The sequence below is a fragment of the Pseudomonas sp. P9_35 genome (assembly GCF_034008205.1).
Classification (GTDB): Bacteria; Pseudomonadota; Gammaproteobacteria; order Pseudomonadales; family Pseudomonadaceae; genus Aquipseudomonas; species Aquipseudomonas kilonensis.
The window spans coordinates 4,414,967-4,430,712 of sequence record NZ_CP125373.1; the positions used below are offsets into that span (position 1 = coordinate 4,414,967).

Sequence of the window (15,746 nt, forward strand, 5' to 3'; positions counted from 1 at the left end):
GAACACTGTTTGGCGGGGCAATGGGCAACTCAACCCACCGAGATCAGGTCATAGGACAGCTTGCTGATCAGAATCACCAGCAGCACCAGGAACAGCGCGCGGACAAAGGGCACTCCCTTGCGCACCGCCAGCCAGGTGCCGGTCAGCGCGCCGAGGATATTGAATAGCGCCATCGGCAGCGCTATCAAGTAGAGCACGTTGCCGCTTGGGATAAAGAACAGCAGCGCCGCGACATTGGTGGCGATATTCACCAGCTTGGCCGACGCCGAGGCGTGCAGGAAGTCGAAGGCGAAGCAGCGAATGAACAGGAAGATCAGGAAGCTGCCGGTACCCGGTCCGAACAAACCGTCGTAGAAACCGATGGCGCCACCGATCAGTACCGCCAGCAGCTTCTCCTTGGTGCCGATGCGCATGGGCTTGTGCAGGCTGCCGAAGTCCTTTTTCCAGAAGGTGTAGATCGCCATCAGCATGATTAGCACCAATACCGCCGGGCGCATCAGTGCCTGCGGCACGATCGATACCGTCGCTGCGCCAGCGAAGGCCATGACAAAGGCCGCGCCGGCGGCAGGAACCACCAGGCTCCAGTCGATCACCACCTTGCGCACGAACGAGCGCGCAGCAAAGGCCGTGCCGCAGGCCGCCGCGACCTTGTTGGTGCCGAGCAGCGCTGCGGGCTGGGCGCTGGGCAGCACATTGAACAGTGCCGGGATCTGGATCAGGCCGCCACCGCCGACGGCCGCATCGATCAGGCCGGCGGCGAAGGCGAAGATACATAGCAGGACGATATCGAACATTGAATCAGGCTCTGGCGATAAAGGGGTGGGTGGTCGAGAGCGGGAGCAGACGCTCGCGGTCGTTGACGCCGAAGACCCGCAGCATCCAGCGGTCCAGGCCGTCGTAGCGCGGCGTGAAACCATCGCGCGCGTGCAGGGTCTGCTGGTTCTTGAAGATCAGCATGTCGCCGGGCTGCAGCAGTACCGAGCGGACCACGTCGGGGTGATTGGCGGCGGCGGCGAACAGTTGCAGGGCCAGTCGCGAGTGCTCGCAGTGAGCACTGACGCTGGCCATGTTGTAGCGACAGTGCAGGCCGCCGCTGCTGGGCCGGTAGAGCAGCGGGACATGTTCCTGGACCTTGCCCTGGCGGGCGAACGAGTCCGGCCGGCGTACCGAAAAGCTCGGGCGCAGCAGCTCCTGCTCGACGAAGTCCGGCAGCATGTTGAGCACGTCGGCAATCGCGACGATCCGCGTCGGCACCGTCAGTTCACAGCGCAAGCCGGTCAGGCTCAGGTACTCGGGACAGGCGGACAACTGCTGCACGGCCTCGCAGCTGAGCGGCAGGTGTGGGTTATCGACATGCATGCCCAGATCCAGGCGCGAGCCGTAAGAACTCTTCTCGGTTTCCCGCTGTTGCTTGGGCGAGACATGGCGAAATACGCTGTCCTCACTCTCGCCCTGGTAGCCCACGGGGCAGGTGCCGAGCACGGCGAGTACCGCGAGGATCGCCCCGGCGACCACCGGCAGTTCGGCAAGATCCGGGTTGCCACCGTAGGGCGTCGCCGGCAACTGCTCGTCGACCGGCAGGCCACGGATCACCAGCGCCACCTCGTCGCAGTGCTGGAAGTCACGCAGCAAGCGGGATTTTTCCGGAGCCAGCAGTTGTTCCAGGCAGCGTCCGAGGGCCGGCATCTGCCGCAGGCCGCAGGCGCTGTCGCCGATTGCGAAATGCCTGAGTTCGTTGTGGAATTTTCTTTTCTCTTCGTAGGAAAGCTGTAATTCGACCAAGGGCTGTTCTGTCGAGAGGGGGGCTTTTGGCTCCAGCCATTCGTGGGTCGCTTCGCCCGCAAGGCCGGTTGCTTTTCTGAGTGTTTCATCCAGCGTCGACATATCCATCGCTCCTGTTTATCTACGTCCTTGTGCCGAGAGCAGGAAGGCTAACGGAAGGGGCTTTTTTGTGTTGCAATGTCATATTGTGAAAAGCGCAATGAGGTAGCCGGTGGCACTGGATATGTTGGCTGATCTTGAAGCCTTTGCGACGGTGGCCCGCAAGCGCAGCTTTGTCGTCGCAGCCCGCAGCCTGGGGCGCTCCCCCAGCTCGCTGACCCGCGCCATTCAAGGGCTGGAAGAACGCAGCGGGGTCAAGCTGTTCAATCGCTCGGCCAATGCCGTGACGCTGACCGAGGCCGGCGAGCGGCTAATGCCCCACGCCTACAGAATGCTGGATCTGCAACGTGAGGCGGACGAGGACCTGGCCGGGCTTAGCGGCCTGGCCACCGGCTGGATCCGCTTTTCCGCACCGGAATCCTTGGCCCACACGGTGGTCCCCGGGTTGATCACCCAGTACAGCCAGCGTTATCCCGATGTCAGCGTGGATGTGATCTTCACCGATGCGGCGGTCGATCCGGTCAAGGGCAAGCTGGACTTTTCGATTCGTGGCGCCTTTCCACAATCCAGCGACCTGATCGGCTACCCGCTGTGGAGCTATTCGCGCTACCTCTACGCCAGCCCTGGCTACCTGGAGCGATGCGGGCTGCCGGCGTCCATCGAGGCGCTGGAACAGCACGCATTGATCCTGCACACGGCGCCGCGGATTCTCAAGGAATGGAATTTTCGTGGGCCGGGCCAGGCCGGCAGCTTTCGCGTGCACCCCAAGTTTCGCTTCAGTTCCGGCGCGGCGGTGTTCCAGGCTGCGCTGGCCGGTGCCGGGATTGCCCGCCTGGCCGACTGGCTGGCGGAGCCGGAAGTGGCGGCGGGACGCCTGGCGCGGGTGTTCCCCGAGTACAAGCTGACCTCCAGCACGGGTGAAGACCCGCGCATGCATGCGGTCTATCCAGCCGGCAACCTGCCGTTGCGGGTCAAGAACCTGCTGGACATGATCCGTGTCTACGGTGACAGCGTCAGCCGCTCCTGAAGGTCGGCCGGTGCCCCCGTTGAAAAAATAGAGTGAAGCACGTCACAGACCAGGCGACCGCTCAAACGGCCAATGCGGAATGTTCCACACCAAGGGCCATAAAACGGCAAAATAAGCACCTCAGGCGATTCACTCGCGCCCTTCGTCAAAGATCAAAGCAATCAATGCGCTGGAAACAGAGCACAGGATTTCTTGGAAGAAAGAAAAATTACTAATGGAAAGCAGGAGCCTTGCAAAATGAGCACAACTGAACAAGTACAAAGCACGGGTAAATACAGCGCCAAGTGGCAGGAACGCTTTGACTTCTTTGAAACCTATGGCGCACCAAACGACCCGCGCTACAAGGAAGCCGTCAAGACGCTGCCTGGCGTCAAGAAGAAAATCCTCATCAACGCCAACGTGATTGCGTTTTTCTTTGGCCCTATCTACCTGTTCGTCCTCGGTCTCTGGAAGAAAAACCTCGCCCTGCTGGGTATTTTCCTGGCGATCAATATCGCATTGAGCGTGATTTTCGCAATCCTCGGCATGGAATTTCCCCGGCCGTTGAGTACAGGCCTGAGCATCGCCCTGTCGATGATGTACGCACTCATGGCCAACTACGCCTACTACCTCAAGGAAGTGAAAGGCGAGCAAGGCTGGAACCCGTTCAAAGGCATGCGTCTCTGATTGCAGGCTTGGGTCATCAAGAGCCCGCACCTCATCATGAGTGTGCGGGCTTGTTGTTTCTGAGTCGTGGGAATCTGGATAACCCAGCCTACGGACCTGCGAAGTCTTCGGGCGGGCCCGATTAGTTCCGAGTCGGTTCTTCAGCAAACACGGTATACGGCAGCAATAGCGTATCGGCGACCAAGCTGAACGGCAGGTCAATCAACGCCAATGGCACCAAGGCACGAAACACTCCGGCGTTTTCATCCGTTGCGGCCTTGATCACTTCAATATCGGTGGAGGACCCGCAATACGGATGGGGACCACAACGTGGACGATCATCGAAGGTTTCAGAGAGCGTCGAACAACCTGCCAGCAGCACAACGGCCAATATGCCTAGGAACAATTTCATGCGATCACTCACGAATACGGGCCGGAAGAAGGGCGATCCGCACTCTACTCCAAGCCCTGTGAAACGGGCGACATAAGTTGCATGTCTTGCATCAGTGCGCCGTACTCCCGTCAGAAACAACGACCCGAACGTCAGTCACGGCCCGGTAGCGCCAGACCTTTATCAAGGCACTGTCACTTGGCGTCATGCGACCGATGATGGCTGTGACCTCGGAAGGACTGTTCACCGCCGCACCGGCGATCTCCAAAATGATATCCCCTGCCAAGAGCCCCATTTTCGCGGTATCGGCACCTGCTTCCGGGCCAAACACCAGCACCCCTTTCTCGGAAGGCAAACCGAAGCTTTTTACAACAGCAGGTGTGACCACGCCGAGATGCGCCCCTAGATGTCCAGCCGCAACGGGCACGGGAGCGGTAATGCTTTGGGCAGGTATCGGGGCAGGCGCGGCCGTCGCAGTGGGAGCAGGACTGGCGGTAATGCTTGGCTGGATTGCGCTGCTGCGGGAGCAGTCTCGCTGAGCGACCACTTGATGAATCACTTGCCTGATTTTTTCTGTTCGAGGCGTGGGGTACTGATCATAGCTGTCCCGAGTAATCAACAACGTATTGCAGTCCATCGCCTCATAGGTCGCAGGAGACTCGGTAGCACGATGATATTCGGCATACTTCGCCTTTTCCTCTGCTCCCATGGGCAGAAAGATACAGCCCACAAGCAACGGGGAGACGGCTGCCATTAGCGAAACAAGTCTGAGCGACATAGCCATCCCTGATGGTGGAGTTTTTGAGTTGGGATTGAAAGCTACTGTTTTGCCATGAGTCTGTCCAATCCACCCTCTACTCCTCTCCACAGCCAGGCATCTGGGAAACTGGGCACAGACCACTAGAAACTGAGTAAATGCCCGCGGCCCTCCCCAATCCAGATTCTATCGAGTGCCCTGCCTAAAGCATCCAAGGCATCGAGACTTACGTAGTGCACCGTGTCGACGTCTATCAACTTGTACGTGTAGACATCTGGCATACGCACACCATCAGTTCTCAATTCATTCTTGCCATTGGCAGCGGACCAGATGCCATGTTCGGTTTGAATCGGCTGAGTCTGCTGGGCATCCCGGAAAAAGGTGATGGTGAAGCGACCGTCGGGCTTGAAGTCATTTTTCCAGGAGAGGAACTGGTATTTGCCGTTTTCTGCCCGTAGGCCTTTCCATGAACCCCGCTCTGGCAGTCCGTCGAGGGTCACCTCATCTCTGGAACGAGGTGACTCATGAACGTCAGGTTTTCAATGGCGTACATATACCCAGAGAATCTCGGATCTCCATCGTTGAACGCCTTTGCCGCTTCTTGTGCGTTCTCAAGACTGTCCCACATGGCTAAATCCACGAAGACTCGATCGTCGCCCATAGGGCAGTAGGCACGGTACTCGATCAAACCAGGAAAGGTCTTTAACGTTTCACGAAGCCCTGCGCGGAGCCCAGGCATTTGCGCAACGCATTCCTGTTTGACCTTGAAAATGGCAAGTTCGAGTACATGAGACGAGTGCTGCATAGGAATGACCTTCCGCGTGTTAAGTAGTCCTCATTATCAGTGGCTCATACTGACAGCGTAGTGTCAGTAGCGATGATCGCTTTCCACTGACTTGCCTGGTGCTTCATATACGCTTGGAGGTCCAGGGCAGGATTGTCGGGTGGCGGTTGTTGGGCAACAGCGATGGAGGTGATGCGATCAACCCGAAAATCGCGATAAGCCACCCTGGTGCAACACCAGCTTCCAACTGTCCACTTTCCTCCCCAGTAGAAAAGGCCAAGGGGGCAAATGAGGCGTTGCGAAACCGCACCGTCCAAACGGGTATACGTTATTTTCAGTGTCTGAGTGTTTTCGATGGCATTTCGAAGCGTTGCCAGATGACCACGCGTGGAGGAAGGTGTTGTTCCAAGTGCCCTGATTTTTGCCGTGCTGGGGTCAACCTTGTGATGGACCAGAGACGCTGAGATTTTGCTCAACAACATCCTTGCAGCAGCACTCAGATCGTTATCGGCGGAGGCTGAAAGCATTTCCATCCCGAGCATCAACGCATCCAGTTCGAGCCTGTTCAACGTTAAAGGCGGCATCTCGAAGTCGGCATCCAAGGCATATCCCACACCGGCGGTCCCATAGATTGGGATTCCACTGAAGGAAAGGTCATCGATGTATCGATAGATCGAGCGAACGGAAACGCCAATTCGGCTCGCCAGTCGTTCAGCAGAGATAGGCTGATGGACACGAATCAGATTCACCAATTGAAATAAGCGATCCGCTTTACGCACCTGGTGCGCTCAACTGAGAGCTCTTTGCAAACTCAATGGCCGCGTTAATGGCGATCCGAGCCTGGGGGCTATTCTTCCAACAAGTCGAACCCACTGCAGCCGATGCCTGAGCCAGGATGTCACAAACATTCGCTTTGCCGAGCACCGCGAGCGAATCAATGCCCATCTGTTCAAGGCGAGCGATAACGGCCGGCCCTACGCCTTTTAGGGCCAACAAGGCATTCTGTTCCATCAGTGGAAATGGCATCCGTAAACTCCTGTTATCGGCCAATGAAGCGACAGGAGTTTGCCCCACGGGAGAGTGCATCTCAATAGATGGACGCCATCACCCTGAGCGTGGCCATCAGGAAGGCAGGTTCGGCAGACGTCTACGAAGAAACATCAGCCGAAGCTCAACTGCCTTAACGACCTGAATGTTGTTTTTTTACACCATTTTTAGTCTTTCGCTCAAAATAGGCATGAGAAAACCACAGTGCCAGGGCAAAGCCGGCGAAGCCAAAAATGAAGAGCAATACCTCTATTGCAGTGCCTTCATGAGAAAACATTGTGTTCACCTCATCCTTAAGTGGGTTGACCGAAAATCGCCACGCTTGAAATTTCTCGTAACAATCCAAACATTTTCAGGGTAGTCGCCAACAACCTGCGTGGCAACCCTTAGCCCGGCATAAACCCCCGGTCTAGACGAGTCGCCGACCAATGACACCCTGCACGCCGGAGCGTTGAGCGAGCTACGCGACGAAGCGGCAAGGCTGCGTTGGCTGGCCTCTACCGGCCCCCTTGCGCTTATGTCCTTGATGAAGCCCACGAAACAGATCGGGAGGAGTTCTTCCAGCACCGACGCCCGATTACGACTGACGATCAGCAATAACCAGGTGCAATGTCACGTCGCTCATGAAGGCCGGACAGCTGTTACCACAGAATTGGCTCTCTGCCAGATGTTCTCAACGTGAGGGGTCCTTACATTAGAATGACCGCTCAACTCATATGGAACAGGACTGATCCGAATGGAAGCGCGAGCCACTTTTTCCACCAAGAATTTCAAACCCACTGACCTGACTCCCACGCCCAACATTACAACAGGCTTACCAGTGTCGATCAGCTTCATGGAAAAGTCCTATACAGGCGCTATCGATGGTATTTCTTCAACATCCTTTACTGCGGCGTTCGACCAAGCTTCAAGAAGGGGCAGCTACATTGCGCTGGAGAGCTTCACGGGCACAGTGAATGGCGTAGAGGGTTCCTTTAACTTCATTCATTCCGCCTCCACTACCGGAACTGATCGTGCAGACGAGTTTTTCTGCATAGTTGGGGGTAGTGGTACGGATGGCTTGGAAGGAATATCCGGGTCAGGAGGGATCACGATTGACACCGACGGAACGCACCATATCTGGTTGGATTACCACCTCGAATAACTTAACCAGCCGTAAAGGGCACCGCCCCTGATGCACATCAGGGAGGTACCTCGCTGAGTGCTTACTGCGGGAAATGGGCAGCGGCCATGAGTTTGATCCAGTCTTTCTCGCGCGCCCGACGACGCAGCCGGCGAGTGAGTTACGTTCAAGCTGGACTGGTAATTACAGCGTCTGGAGTCAAGCCGCGCCAAGCGATGGGGGACAGCAGGAATACAAAGATAAGGAACGCCGCCTGGGACAGGTAAAACGGCTCCAGCCACCGCTGCTTCAAAGCGACATATAAAGTGTTGTGAGCTACGTCGACCACGATGATCGCAGCCGTAAGCACGATTCCGGCTCTTGGTTTGAGGAACAGAAGCAGAGCTGCGAGCGGGTCAAAAAATGTAAGCGCTCCCCAAAAGATACGGCTCGCCAAATAAGCGCCAGGTCCGTATCCGTAGTCCCAGAGCAAACCATGTAAAGCATCTGCACGGATGTGATTAGCCGTGGCGACAAGAAGGCAACATGCAAACAACACTCTGACGAAGAATGACAACCTTTGCATAGTTTTATCTACAGTCGCCATCTAAGCCCTGCATCATAGCAGGATCGGAGTTGGTTAATGACCATCAGCACTGCTAGTGCTGACGTTACCGCCGAGGGCAGCCTATCTTGAACGTCCGAATAGATAGGGCTTCATTACGCGCATCTTTTTCGTTCTGAGCCTTCATGGTGAAGCCACCGTCTTGGTAGCTGCGAGCCATAGCCTGGTTATTCTTGTCGATTTCGTCGTAGATGCGAGCGCACTCGCTGGCTGTTGCTTCAGGAGTCGTTGGCAGGGGCGCGCTCTCGATATCGAGAACGTACTGAGATTTCTGATAGGCACAGCCGGTCAGGGCCAAGAGAGCAAGTATTGCGAGGTTTTTTTTCATGAGATTTCCATATCGTAAATTGAGGACTCACATCTGGTAGCGGATCAATGGAGCACCCTGCGGCTTTCCTCGTACAGGGAAACAGGGCACAAACCAAGATGATGAGTTTACCCATAATCATGGTCTGTTCACGTTTGCCCTACCCACACCAATTTTCAACTGCAAACGCGTTGAGCTATAGACCTATTCAACGACCGAACGGCTGTTGCGCCAGAACAGATACGCCAACCCCACCGGCGCTACGAAAATCGCGAACGACCAGCACATGGCCATGGTGAAAGCCTTCATCATCAGCATGAACAGTGCATTCACGAAAAAAACATGTTGCCCATGATGTAGCCGACAACGCTTTCGTAGACGAACCGAGAATACGGATAAATGTTCAATGAAATGCGGCGCGTTGCGTATGCCCCGCGTCGTGCCAAATTGTAACGGCTTTCGGCCAGGAATGACTCACCGCCTCCCCTACAAATTCCTGCAACTGACTCAGCGGGCGCTGGACGCAGAACCCTGACCGGACTGCGCCGAAAGCGGAACATCAAACACCCGATCAAACAGCCATTGAAAAACCAACGAATAAAAAAAGAAGAACACAAACAGCCCCAGGTTGGTCATCAGTGCCAGCCATAGAGTGATACCTAGCCAGGCAGCAATCACCGGGGTAAGAATCAACGTCAAGCCGCCTTCAAACCCCAGGGAATGGAGCAGTCGTCGCAGCCAGTTGCGATGGCGGCTGCGCTGGCGACGTTCCCACCACTCGAACAGGCCATTGAAAAGCATGTTCCAAGCCAGCGCGACGGCGGAAATCACCAGCGACAGCAGGGTTGAATAACCCATGCCCTGACCGTAGGTCAGCGCCAGCGCCGGTGCCACGAACAGCACACCGCCGGCTTCGTAGAGGATGGCCTGAAGGATTTTACGGGGCGTGCCTTGCATCGCTGGGCTCCTGGGTTGGGCTTGGGAGACCACAGCCTGGCAAGTTGAGCATCCGCGCACAATTGAGCTAAATTGAGCCACGCTCAACCTGAGTAACCCACCCGCATGTTCGCCAAACTGCCCCTCACCGCCTTGCGCGGCTTCGAGTCCGCTGCACGGCTGGGCAGCTTCAAGGCAGCGGCCCAGGAACTGAACGTCAGCCCGGCGGCGATCTCCCATCAGGTCAAAAGCCTTGAAGCCTTCCTTGGCGTGCGACTGTTCGAACGTTCCAGCCAAAACGTGCGCCTGAGCGCCGACGGCGAGCGCCTTCAGCCTTTCATGCACCGCGCCCTGCTTGATATCCAACATGGCCTGCAGGTGCTGTCGCCGCCCTGTGCTGCACAGTCGCTGGTGGTGAGCACGACGCCGGCATTCGCCAGCCTGTGGCTGATACCGCGGCTCGGGGATTTTCATCGGTTGTACCCGGATATCGACGTCAGGCTGCATACCAGCAACGACGTGGTCGACCTGCAGCGTGACGCCAGTATCGATCTGGCGATCCGCGCCCTCTTCACGCCTGACCCACAGTTGTTCGAACAGCCTTTGCTGGACGAGTACTTTGGCGTCTATTGCCGCCCCGGCTGGCAACCGCCCGCCGCGGGCTCGCCCGTCGAACTGATCGACGTGCCGTGGCTGAGCAGTGCAAAGGTGACGGTCGACTGGCCTGCGTGGTGCGCCAAGGCCGAGACCCTGGGCTGGCTGGAGAACGCGCGTTTCCGGCGTTATGACGAGGAACAGCACGCCCTGCAGGCGGCGATCGCCGGGCACGGGCTGGTGCTCGCCAGCAATGTGCTGGTTGCTGAGGCTGTTGCGCGTGGAGAGCTGATTGAATATCGCCCTGAGGTTCGCTTGGCGGGTGCGCAGTATACGGTGGTGTGTGTGCCGGGACGGGAGCGGCAGGCGACGGTGCGGGGGTTTAGTGAGTGGTTGTTGGGGCGGAGTATTGGTTGAATCAGTTCTGCCTACGTCCCGACGAATCGGGACGCTTGCAGCCTAGGGTGCGTTGTTAGCTAGTAGTTTAGACTCTGCGAGTTTCTGCCCACGCTCCCCAGTCCCCAAAACCACTAGGGCTGTAGAAAAAAATACTTGTAAGGTGGCACAACGATAAAACCTTTCCTTTTGCTAGCTCTCAAATTACTTCCGATCATATCATGCATATCCACTAGCACACGCGCCGAACTACCATAGTTTGAATGCCCAAGAAGATCATCAACACCTCCCGCACGAGTTATATCAACAGAGTCAATTCCGGGAAAGAAAAACCCTTCAGGGCCACTAAAGCCAAGCATTCCTCGATCAGCAAGATAGGTGCTAGAGGAAGCTTTTAGCGCCTTATCCTCCGACGACATATAGATTGTCGCACGGCCAAACTTACTAAACGCGGCCTTATATTTTAGAATAAACGTCTCCCTGGGAAAATCAGGTGCAGCCAGTATGATATTGCCCAGCTTCTTATCAAATAGTTTTGGATGAGTAGAATAGAGTTTAGCCAGTGCAGGAATGACTACTTTTGACCCCATGCTATGAGCCAGGACATGAACCCTCTTTCCCTGCGTAGAAGCCACCAGCTTTAACATGAATTTTTCGAAGTCATCAACGGAGTCCAACGCTCTACCAAAATCGCGATTGTACTTTAACGGATCCCCAATAGAAGGCCAGCTGAACACCACCGGTTGCAAATCAGGATTAATATCATAAGAAACTTGAGCTGCACGCTTCACAGCGTCTTCAAACTTCACATTAAAGCCATGTACGAAAAGCAATACATCACCGCTTTTAAAACCTTTCGCCGACTTGAACTGCTTGAAGAAGTCAGCCTCAGTCAATGTTAGCGACTGGTCATTAAGCAAGGTGATAATTGGATCATCCTGCTCATCCACGACCCCAAGCTCCATTAACATCTTAAATGCAGGGCTATGTGAATCTTTAAAGCTTCCTACATCCCGTTTAAAAGGAATCAGAACGGTCTCCTGACCATAAGACAGGGGGTCACCGGAAACATTCAACTCAGGTAATAGACTGCCATCCGGCGCTTTTCTTCTATTTGTTGCATAGCTGACCTTCACTGGCGCAAAAGCTTCAGTCCTGTATTCCGGCGTGGGATAAGGTAACTGCCCAGAACTGGAAGTTGGAGCCGGATACGAAACTGAAGATGCACACCCGGCAAAAAATACGCTGAATGATAGAAGCCAGATACCACCCAACAACGAAAACTTCATTATTTTTCCATCCTTTGATTTTGTTTAACGCGAGCACCAAAACAGAAAGCAATCCACATTTTTTCAGTAAAAGACCGCCTACCTCAAACCTCACAAAAACGAATAGCGTCAATTTGCCACCAGTCAAGGAATTTGGCGACCAATATTTTCCAAGACCTGGGTCACGGTGCGGATGCGGTAATCGGCGGTTTCAGAAAGGAGTCTAAAGCAGAAACCGCAAGAACGATCAAATCCTGTCCCCATCCATTTGCTAACGTTGCTTCAGCATTCATGGAGATTCGTCATGCTGAGTATCGAAAGGGCCCTGTGGTATATCGAGCTGGAGCTGGGATCCCAACTCGATCTGGGACGTGTCGCGCGCCATTGCAACATGTCTCCCTTTGCCTTGGCCCGTTTGTTTGCGCTGTCGACGGGCTGGTCGGTGATGCGTTACATCCGCGCACGGCGTTTGAGCCAAGCGGCATCGACCTTGCGTCAAGGTGCGCCGGATATCCTGCAAGTAGCACTGGATGCTGGCTACGGCTCCCATGAGGCCTTTACACGTGCCTTCTGCGATCTGTTTGGGTTCACTCCAAAGCAGGTGCGTGGGCACGAGGATGAACATCTCTCACTAGTGGAGCCTTTACGCATGAAAGAAAGGAAGCTCGTAACACTCTCTGAACCTTGCTTTGAAACGAGAGCAGAGTTTTTCATCGCAGGTCTGGGGGATCGTTTTACCTTCGATAAGAACGAAGGCATCGTCGGCTTGTGGCAAGCGTTCTCCCCCTACCTGGGACAGGTACCCAATCAGGTAAACAACGGGAGCTACGGCCTGTGCTGTAATCCTGAACCGGATGGTAGTTTTGAGTACATCGCCGGCACCGAGGTGTCCAGCGTCGACGGTCTTGCTCCGGCTTTTCGGTATTTCAGGGTGCCGCAGCAAAACTATGCCGTGTTTCGGCACCAAGGCCATATCTCGACGATCCATCAGACGTTCTTCACCATTTTCACTCACTGGTTGCCTGAATCCGAATACGAGCTTGCCGACGCGCCTGAGTTCGAACAGTACAGTCCTGATTTCGAACCCTCCCGAGGGAAGGGTTACGTGAACGTGTGGATACCGCTTGCAAGACGCCAAGCATTCCATGCCATGAACTCATAAATCAGACCACTAAGCACGGAGCCCGCCCCATGAGTTTTAATTGGCACAGTGATCAACTCACAAGAGATACGACCGTTTGCAAGCATTACCGAAACACACAGAATGTCCGCAGATTCATGGTGGAGCACTGCGGTGCGAAGTTTAAATTTGATAGAGGCTTTATGGACTGGATACGTGATGGTGTCCCTAAGACGCTTGGAGAGGTCGTTGACGAGTGGCTGCAGCGCAATCGCAACGGTCATTGAACGAGCGGGCATGACTAAACCGGAGACAGGTCACGATTGGAGCTCACCTGCAATCAGCCCGTCGCGTAAGTGAACGTCCGTGTACTACGCAAGGTGTGCTTGCGGTACGCTTACCGAGGATCGCGAGGTGGAGCTACGATGCTGGACATATTAGTGGACTTCGTTCTCGAACCTGTGGCGCGGGCAATTTTTTATCCAATCGGTTGGCCGATAGTCAAGCTCATCAGCTTGGGGCGCTACCCGAGTAAAGGTATGTGGTTCAAGGAGACGCCCGAGTCGAACTGGACGATGGGATTAGGAATTGCTGCTGTGGTGATTGCGATAATGGTGGCACTGCACCAGTTCTAAAACCCGTATCCGTACAATGCTGGGTTTGAATGGAGACGAGGCTACTTGAAAACCGTTTTGTTAATAGGGCTGTACATGCTATTGGGGTTGGGGCTCTATGCATTGGGCGCGGGGAATCTCAGCTATGGCCAAGTCCTAAAACCGTTTCCGCCGTTCTCATGGTTTGCCATCAGTGACAGGGTCGCCCGCTATCTATTGGTGTGCTTTGCCTATGCGTCGCTTTTCCATTTAATTTGGGCAGCGCTAGACCGAGATAACCTCGACCAGTGGATCACCCGTTATACCTTACGCGACGTGCTTTATTTGCTGGGAACGACAGTCATTTATTTCCTGGTGGCCGTGTTTATTCTCGCGCTTAGCTGCCTTGAAATATCGAAGCGTCCTTTTTCTGACAGTGCCATCTTTAATTCGGTGCTAATAACGTGCTTCGTGGTCGGAGGATGGGCATGGAATACCGCCTATTTCGTAAAGTACCTGCGTGGTTTTGCCAGAAGTATCGGCCAGCGTTAGGTAGGCGTTTTGAAACCGTGAAACCGGGAACAGACCTATTCGACCCGGAGTGGTGGCATATATCGTGGATGAAAAGGCGATCGAGCCGAATCCCGCCTAGCACTACCGTGCCGCATCATCGCCGCGGTTCAGCAGGCGTTTAGCCAAGAACAGCAGCAAAAGCAGCATGAAACGCAATCAGCAAAAGCTACGCGTAACGTCACACAAGGGCCAGCAATGCGCGAACATTCAGACCAATAATAAGAAATGCCGTCAGCAGCCCAGGAAAGCGCATCAGGCCAAACAGAATGAAAAGGAATGGGTTCACCATGCCGACCATGAAACAAAGCAATGCGGCAATGGATGGTTGGTTTGGATCAAACAGAATCCAAATCCATATCGCGATCCATATCGCCCAGAAGACGTACATCGTCACGCCGTCCACGCGATAGAAAGCCTTTTTGAACGTGTGCCCCACAGTGTCAGTTTCGTTAAGCATCAGCGTCACCACGCTAGTCCACTCCTATGATAGTAGCCGTAGCTCCGAAAACCTCTACTCCCCCTCCCTCTTCAAAGTCAGCCGCTATAGCGCCAAGGACGAAGTTATGCCGCTCGCCGCACGCATCGTTGAAACCTACTGGCACTGACGTGGGGGATCGAGAAGATACTGGGGAAAAAACTACTGCGAAATCAGCGAAAGACCACGATTTTCTAGGCCTCTTGTAATCGGCCCGCTTCATCGATGGGAATGTCCCCTTTTGTTCACGCGTCAATGAAGAATCCTGTGACTCTCCCCAATCCTGACTCTGTCGAGCGCCCTGTTTAAGTGAAACCTGGGACAGACCACGATTTTAAAACTCGTACTGAACGCAATCTTTCACATCCCTTTCACAGCCGAGCGCCTATGGTCATCTCAGCTCCTAGTGAAATCCTTTTAGCCCGGCCTCCCCAGTCGGGCTTTTCTTTGCGCGCCAAAGATTCGCCGACGCCTGGAAACCGGCGACAATCCATGATTTTGAGTTTATCTGCAATCAGCTACCCAAACGCTTGCTATCGACTTAACTAGCGGAGTTCCTATGAAGATAGCCCGCTCTTTTTGCCATCGATTTGCTGCTTGAATGCTTCAAGTGCGGAAACAATCAGTGGGCGGATCGTTGGATCATTTGCGATGGTCTCCGCACTCAATTCCGTGGAAAGCAAATTTACGGATATTGATGCTTCCTCCACGATACAAGCCGACATTGTTTCCAGAACCAGCCGCAGTGCCGCCTGCGCGTGCGAAGCCCGAGGTGAAGCGTTGAAAAGCGCAACGGGTTTGCCTGGGAACTCCTCAGAGCTGACGAGCCAGTCCAGCATATTCTTGAATGAGCCGGGAATTCCGCGAGCATACTCAGGGCAAGAGATCAGAACGCCGTCCGCGTGGGCGATACTGGAGCGTAAGCTCATGATGGATTCAGGAGGAGTTTGCGTGAAGTCCGGGTTGAAATGAGGTAACTGGCCAACCTCGTGATAATGCGTTATCGACAGCCCTTTGGGACAGAGAACCTCAGCTGCACGCAATAGCAATGAGTTGGAGGAGGCCTCGCGAAGACTCCCTGAAACTGCAAGCAAACGCACCATGTCAACACGCTCCCTGATTTTGTAGGGCGGGGAGTGTCGCATGAGGGCCACTTACTGCACCATCATTGGCCCTACCAGCAGAGTCACCAGGTTTCGCAGGGATGACCAGATGGCTTTCCAGA

At 54.9% G+C, this 15,746-nt stretch carries 23 protein-coding genes; 8 read left to right on the forward strand and 15 right to left on the reverse strand.

All coding sequences use genetic code 11. The features are described 5' to 3' along the window. Window positions 1–29 precede the first annotated feature (29 nt). Both QMK47_RS19335 and QMK47_RS19340 read right to left on the reverse strand, forming a co-directional pair. Window positions 30–794, reverse strand: coding sequence for a sulfite exporter TauE/SafE family protein (locus QMK47_RS19335; RefSeq protein ID WP_320389136.1), 765 nt, complete (start codon window positions 792–794; stop codon window positions 30–32). Window positions 795–798: 4 nt separating this feature from the next. Beyond that, a complete protein-coding gene (locus QMK47_RS19340) occupies window positions 799–1,884 on the reverse strand; it encodes a TauD/TfdA family dioxygenase (protein WP_320389138.1) in 1,086 nt (361 codons plus the stop codon). 109 nt (window positions 1,885–1,993) lie between these two features. On the opposite strand from QMK47_RS19340, the gene QMK47_RS19345 reads away from it, so the two are divergent. Further along, window positions 1,994–2,908 carry a LysR family transcriptional regulator gene (locus QMK47_RS19345; RefSeq protein ID WP_253476458.1) on the forward strand — a complete coding sequence of 305 codons (915 nt, stop codon included), beginning with the start codon at window positions 1,994–1,996 and terminating at the stop codon, window positions 2,906–2,908. 237 nt (window positions 2,909–3,145) lie between these two features. Then, window positions 3,146–3,574: a DUF2628 domain-containing protein gene (locus QMK47_RS19350; protein ID WP_003203778.1), complete on the forward strand. Its 429-nt coding sequence runs from the start codon at window positions 3,146–3,148 to the stop codon at window positions 3,572–3,574. Window positions 3,575–3,695: 121 nt separating this feature from the next. On the opposite strand, the gene QMK47_RS19355 is transcribed toward QMK47_RS19350, so the two are convergent. From QMK47_RS19355 to QMK47_RS19380, 6 genes are all read right to left on the reverse strand, one after another. Then, a complete protein-coding gene (locus QMK47_RS19355; RefSeq protein WP_212799784.1) occupies window positions 3,696–3,965 on the reverse strand; it encodes a YceK/YidQ family lipoprotein in 270 nt (89 codons plus the stop codon). Between the two features lie 91 nt (window positions 3,966–4,056). Continuing rightward, window positions 4,057–4,722, reverse strand: coding sequence for a PDZ domain-containing protein (locus tag QMK47_RS19360; RefSeq protein WP_320389139.1), 666 nt, complete (start codon window positions 4,720–4,722; stop codon window positions 4,057–4,059). 122 nt (window positions 4,723–4,844) lie between these two features. Continuing rightward, on the reverse strand, window positions 4,845–5,201 hold the full coding sequence (locus tag QMK47_RS19365) for a hypothetical protein (protein ID WP_320389141.1): 357 nt from the start codon (window positions 5,199–5,201) through the stop codon (window positions 4,845–4,847). Further along, entirely contained in the window at window positions 5,198–5,506 is a 309-nt protein-coding gene (locus QMK47_RS19370; RefSeq protein ID WP_253476462.1) for an antibiotic biosynthesis monooxygenase family protein, read from the reverse strand. Before QMK47_RS19370 ends, QMK47_RS19365 begins: the two co-directional genes overlap by 4 nt. Before the next feature lie 44 nt (window positions 5,507–5,550). Continuing rightward, window positions 5,551–6,264 (reverse strand): helix-turn-helix transcriptional regulator, encoded by a 714-nt coding sequence (locus tag QMK47_RS19375; protein WP_024619488.1) that lies wholly within the window; start codon window positions 6,262–6,264, stop codon window positions 5,551–5,553. Further along, window positions 6,257–6,511: a helix-hairpin-helix domain-containing protein gene (locus QMK47_RS19380; protein ID WP_253476466.1), complete on the reverse strand. Its 255-nt coding sequence runs from the start codon at window positions 6,509–6,511 to the stop codon at window positions 6,257–6,259. The genes QMK47_RS19375 and QMK47_RS19380 overlap by 8 nt, the downstream gene beginning before the upstream one ends. Before the next feature lie 757 nt (window positions 6,512–7,268). On the opposite strand from QMK47_RS19380, the gene QMK47_RS19385 reads away from it, so the two are divergent. Then, on the forward strand, window positions 7,269–7,676 hold the full coding sequence (locus QMK47_RS19385) for a DUF3224 domain-containing protein (RefSeq protein ID WP_214510597.1): 408 nt from the start codon (window positions 7,269–7,271) through the stop codon (window positions 7,674–7,676). A 145-nt stretch (window positions 7,677–7,821) separates the two neighbouring features. Here the strand turns inward: QMK47_RS19385 and QMK47_RS19390 are convergent, their stop codons facing one another. The 4 genes from QMK47_RS19390 to QMK47_RS19405 form a co-directional block, all read right to left on the reverse strand. After that, window positions 7,822–8,220, reverse strand: coding sequence for a hypothetical protein (locus tag QMK47_RS19390; protein ID WP_320390542.1), 399 nt, complete (start codon window positions 8,218–8,220; stop codon window positions 7,822–7,824). A gap of 85 nt (window positions 8,221–8,305) precedes the next feature. Next, window positions 8,306–8,587, reverse strand: coding sequence for a hypothetical protein (locus tag QMK47_RS19395; protein WP_320389143.1), 282 nt, complete (start codon window positions 8,585–8,587; stop codon window positions 8,306–8,308). 183 nt (window positions 8,588–8,770) lie between these two features. Beyond that, a complete protein-coding gene (locus tag QMK47_RS19400; RefSeq protein ID WP_258688840.1) occupies window positions 8,771–8,899 on the reverse strand; it encodes a hypothetical protein in 129 nt (42 codons plus the stop codon). Window positions 8,900–9,073: 174 nt separating this feature from the next. Continuing rightward, window positions 9,074–9,523 (reverse strand): PACE efflux transporter, encoded by a 450-nt coding sequence (locus QMK47_RS19405; protein ID WP_253476469.1) that lies wholly within the window; start codon window positions 9,521–9,523, stop codon window positions 9,074–9,076. A 105-nt stretch (window positions 9,524–9,628) separates the two neighbouring features. Here QMK47_RS19405 and QMK47_RS19410 point away from each other — a divergent pair, with 105 nt between their 5' ends. Then, on the forward strand, window positions 9,629–10,513 hold the full coding sequence (locus tag QMK47_RS19410) for a LysR substrate-binding domain-containing protein (protein ID WP_320389145.1): 885 nt from the start codon (window positions 9,629–9,631) through the stop codon (window positions 10,511–10,513). Window positions 10,514–10,626: 113 nt separating this feature from the next. Here the strand turns inward: QMK47_RS19410 and QMK47_RS19415 are convergent, their stop codons facing one another. Continuing rightward, window positions 10,627–11,781: an alpha/beta hydrolase gene (locus tag QMK47_RS19415; RefSeq protein ID WP_258688841.1), complete on the reverse strand. Its 1,155-nt coding sequence runs from the start codon at window positions 11,779–11,781 to the stop codon at window positions 10,627–10,629. A gap of 283 nt (window positions 11,782–12,064) precedes the next feature. Between QMK47_RS19415 and QMK47_RS19420 the strand changes: the two genes are divergently transcribed. From QMK47_RS19420 to QMK47_RS19435, 4 genes are all read left to right on the forward strand, one after another. After that, on the forward strand, window positions 12,065–12,922 hold the full coding sequence (locus QMK47_RS19420) for an AraC family transcriptional regulator (RefSeq protein WP_320389147.1): 858 nt from the start codon (window positions 12,065–12,067) through the stop codon (window positions 12,920–12,922). 29 nt (window positions 12,923–12,951) lie between these two features. Continuing rightward, a complete protein-coding gene (locus QMK47_RS19425; RefSeq protein WP_320389149.1) occupies window positions 12,952–13,167 on the forward strand; it encodes a DUF6434 domain-containing protein in 216 nt (71 codons plus the stop codon). Between the two features lie 138 nt (window positions 13,168–13,305). Beyond that, window positions 13,306–13,515 (forward strand): hypothetical protein, encoded by a 210-nt coding sequence (locus QMK47_RS19430; RefSeq protein ID WP_214510591.1) that lies wholly within the window; start codon window positions 13,306–13,308, stop codon window positions 13,513–13,515. Window positions 13,516–13,560: 45 nt separating this feature from the next. After that, the gene (locus QMK47_RS19435) at window positions 13,561–14,025 is read left to right on the forward strand and encodes a hypothetical protein (RefSeq protein ID WP_320389151.1); all 465 of its coding nucleotides are present in this window, start codon (window positions 13,561–13,563) and stop codon (window positions 14,023–14,025) included. A gap of 199 nt (window positions 14,026–14,224) precedes the next feature. Here the strand turns inward: QMK47_RS19435 and QMK47_RS19440 are convergent, their stop codons facing one another. Further along, window positions 14,225–14,515, reverse strand: a complete 291-nt coding sequence (locus tag QMK47_RS19440; RefSeq protein ID WP_320389153.1) for a hypothetical protein — start codon at window positions 14,513–14,515, stop codon at window positions 14,225–14,227. A 563-nt stretch (window positions 14,516–15,078) separates the two neighbouring features. Beyond that, entirely contained in the window at window positions 15,079–15,624 is a 546-nt protein-coding gene (locus QMK47_RS19445) for an NADPH-dependent FMN reductase (RefSeq protein WP_214510586.1), read from the reverse strand. Between the last annotated feature and the right edge of the window lie 122 nt (window positions 15,625–15,746).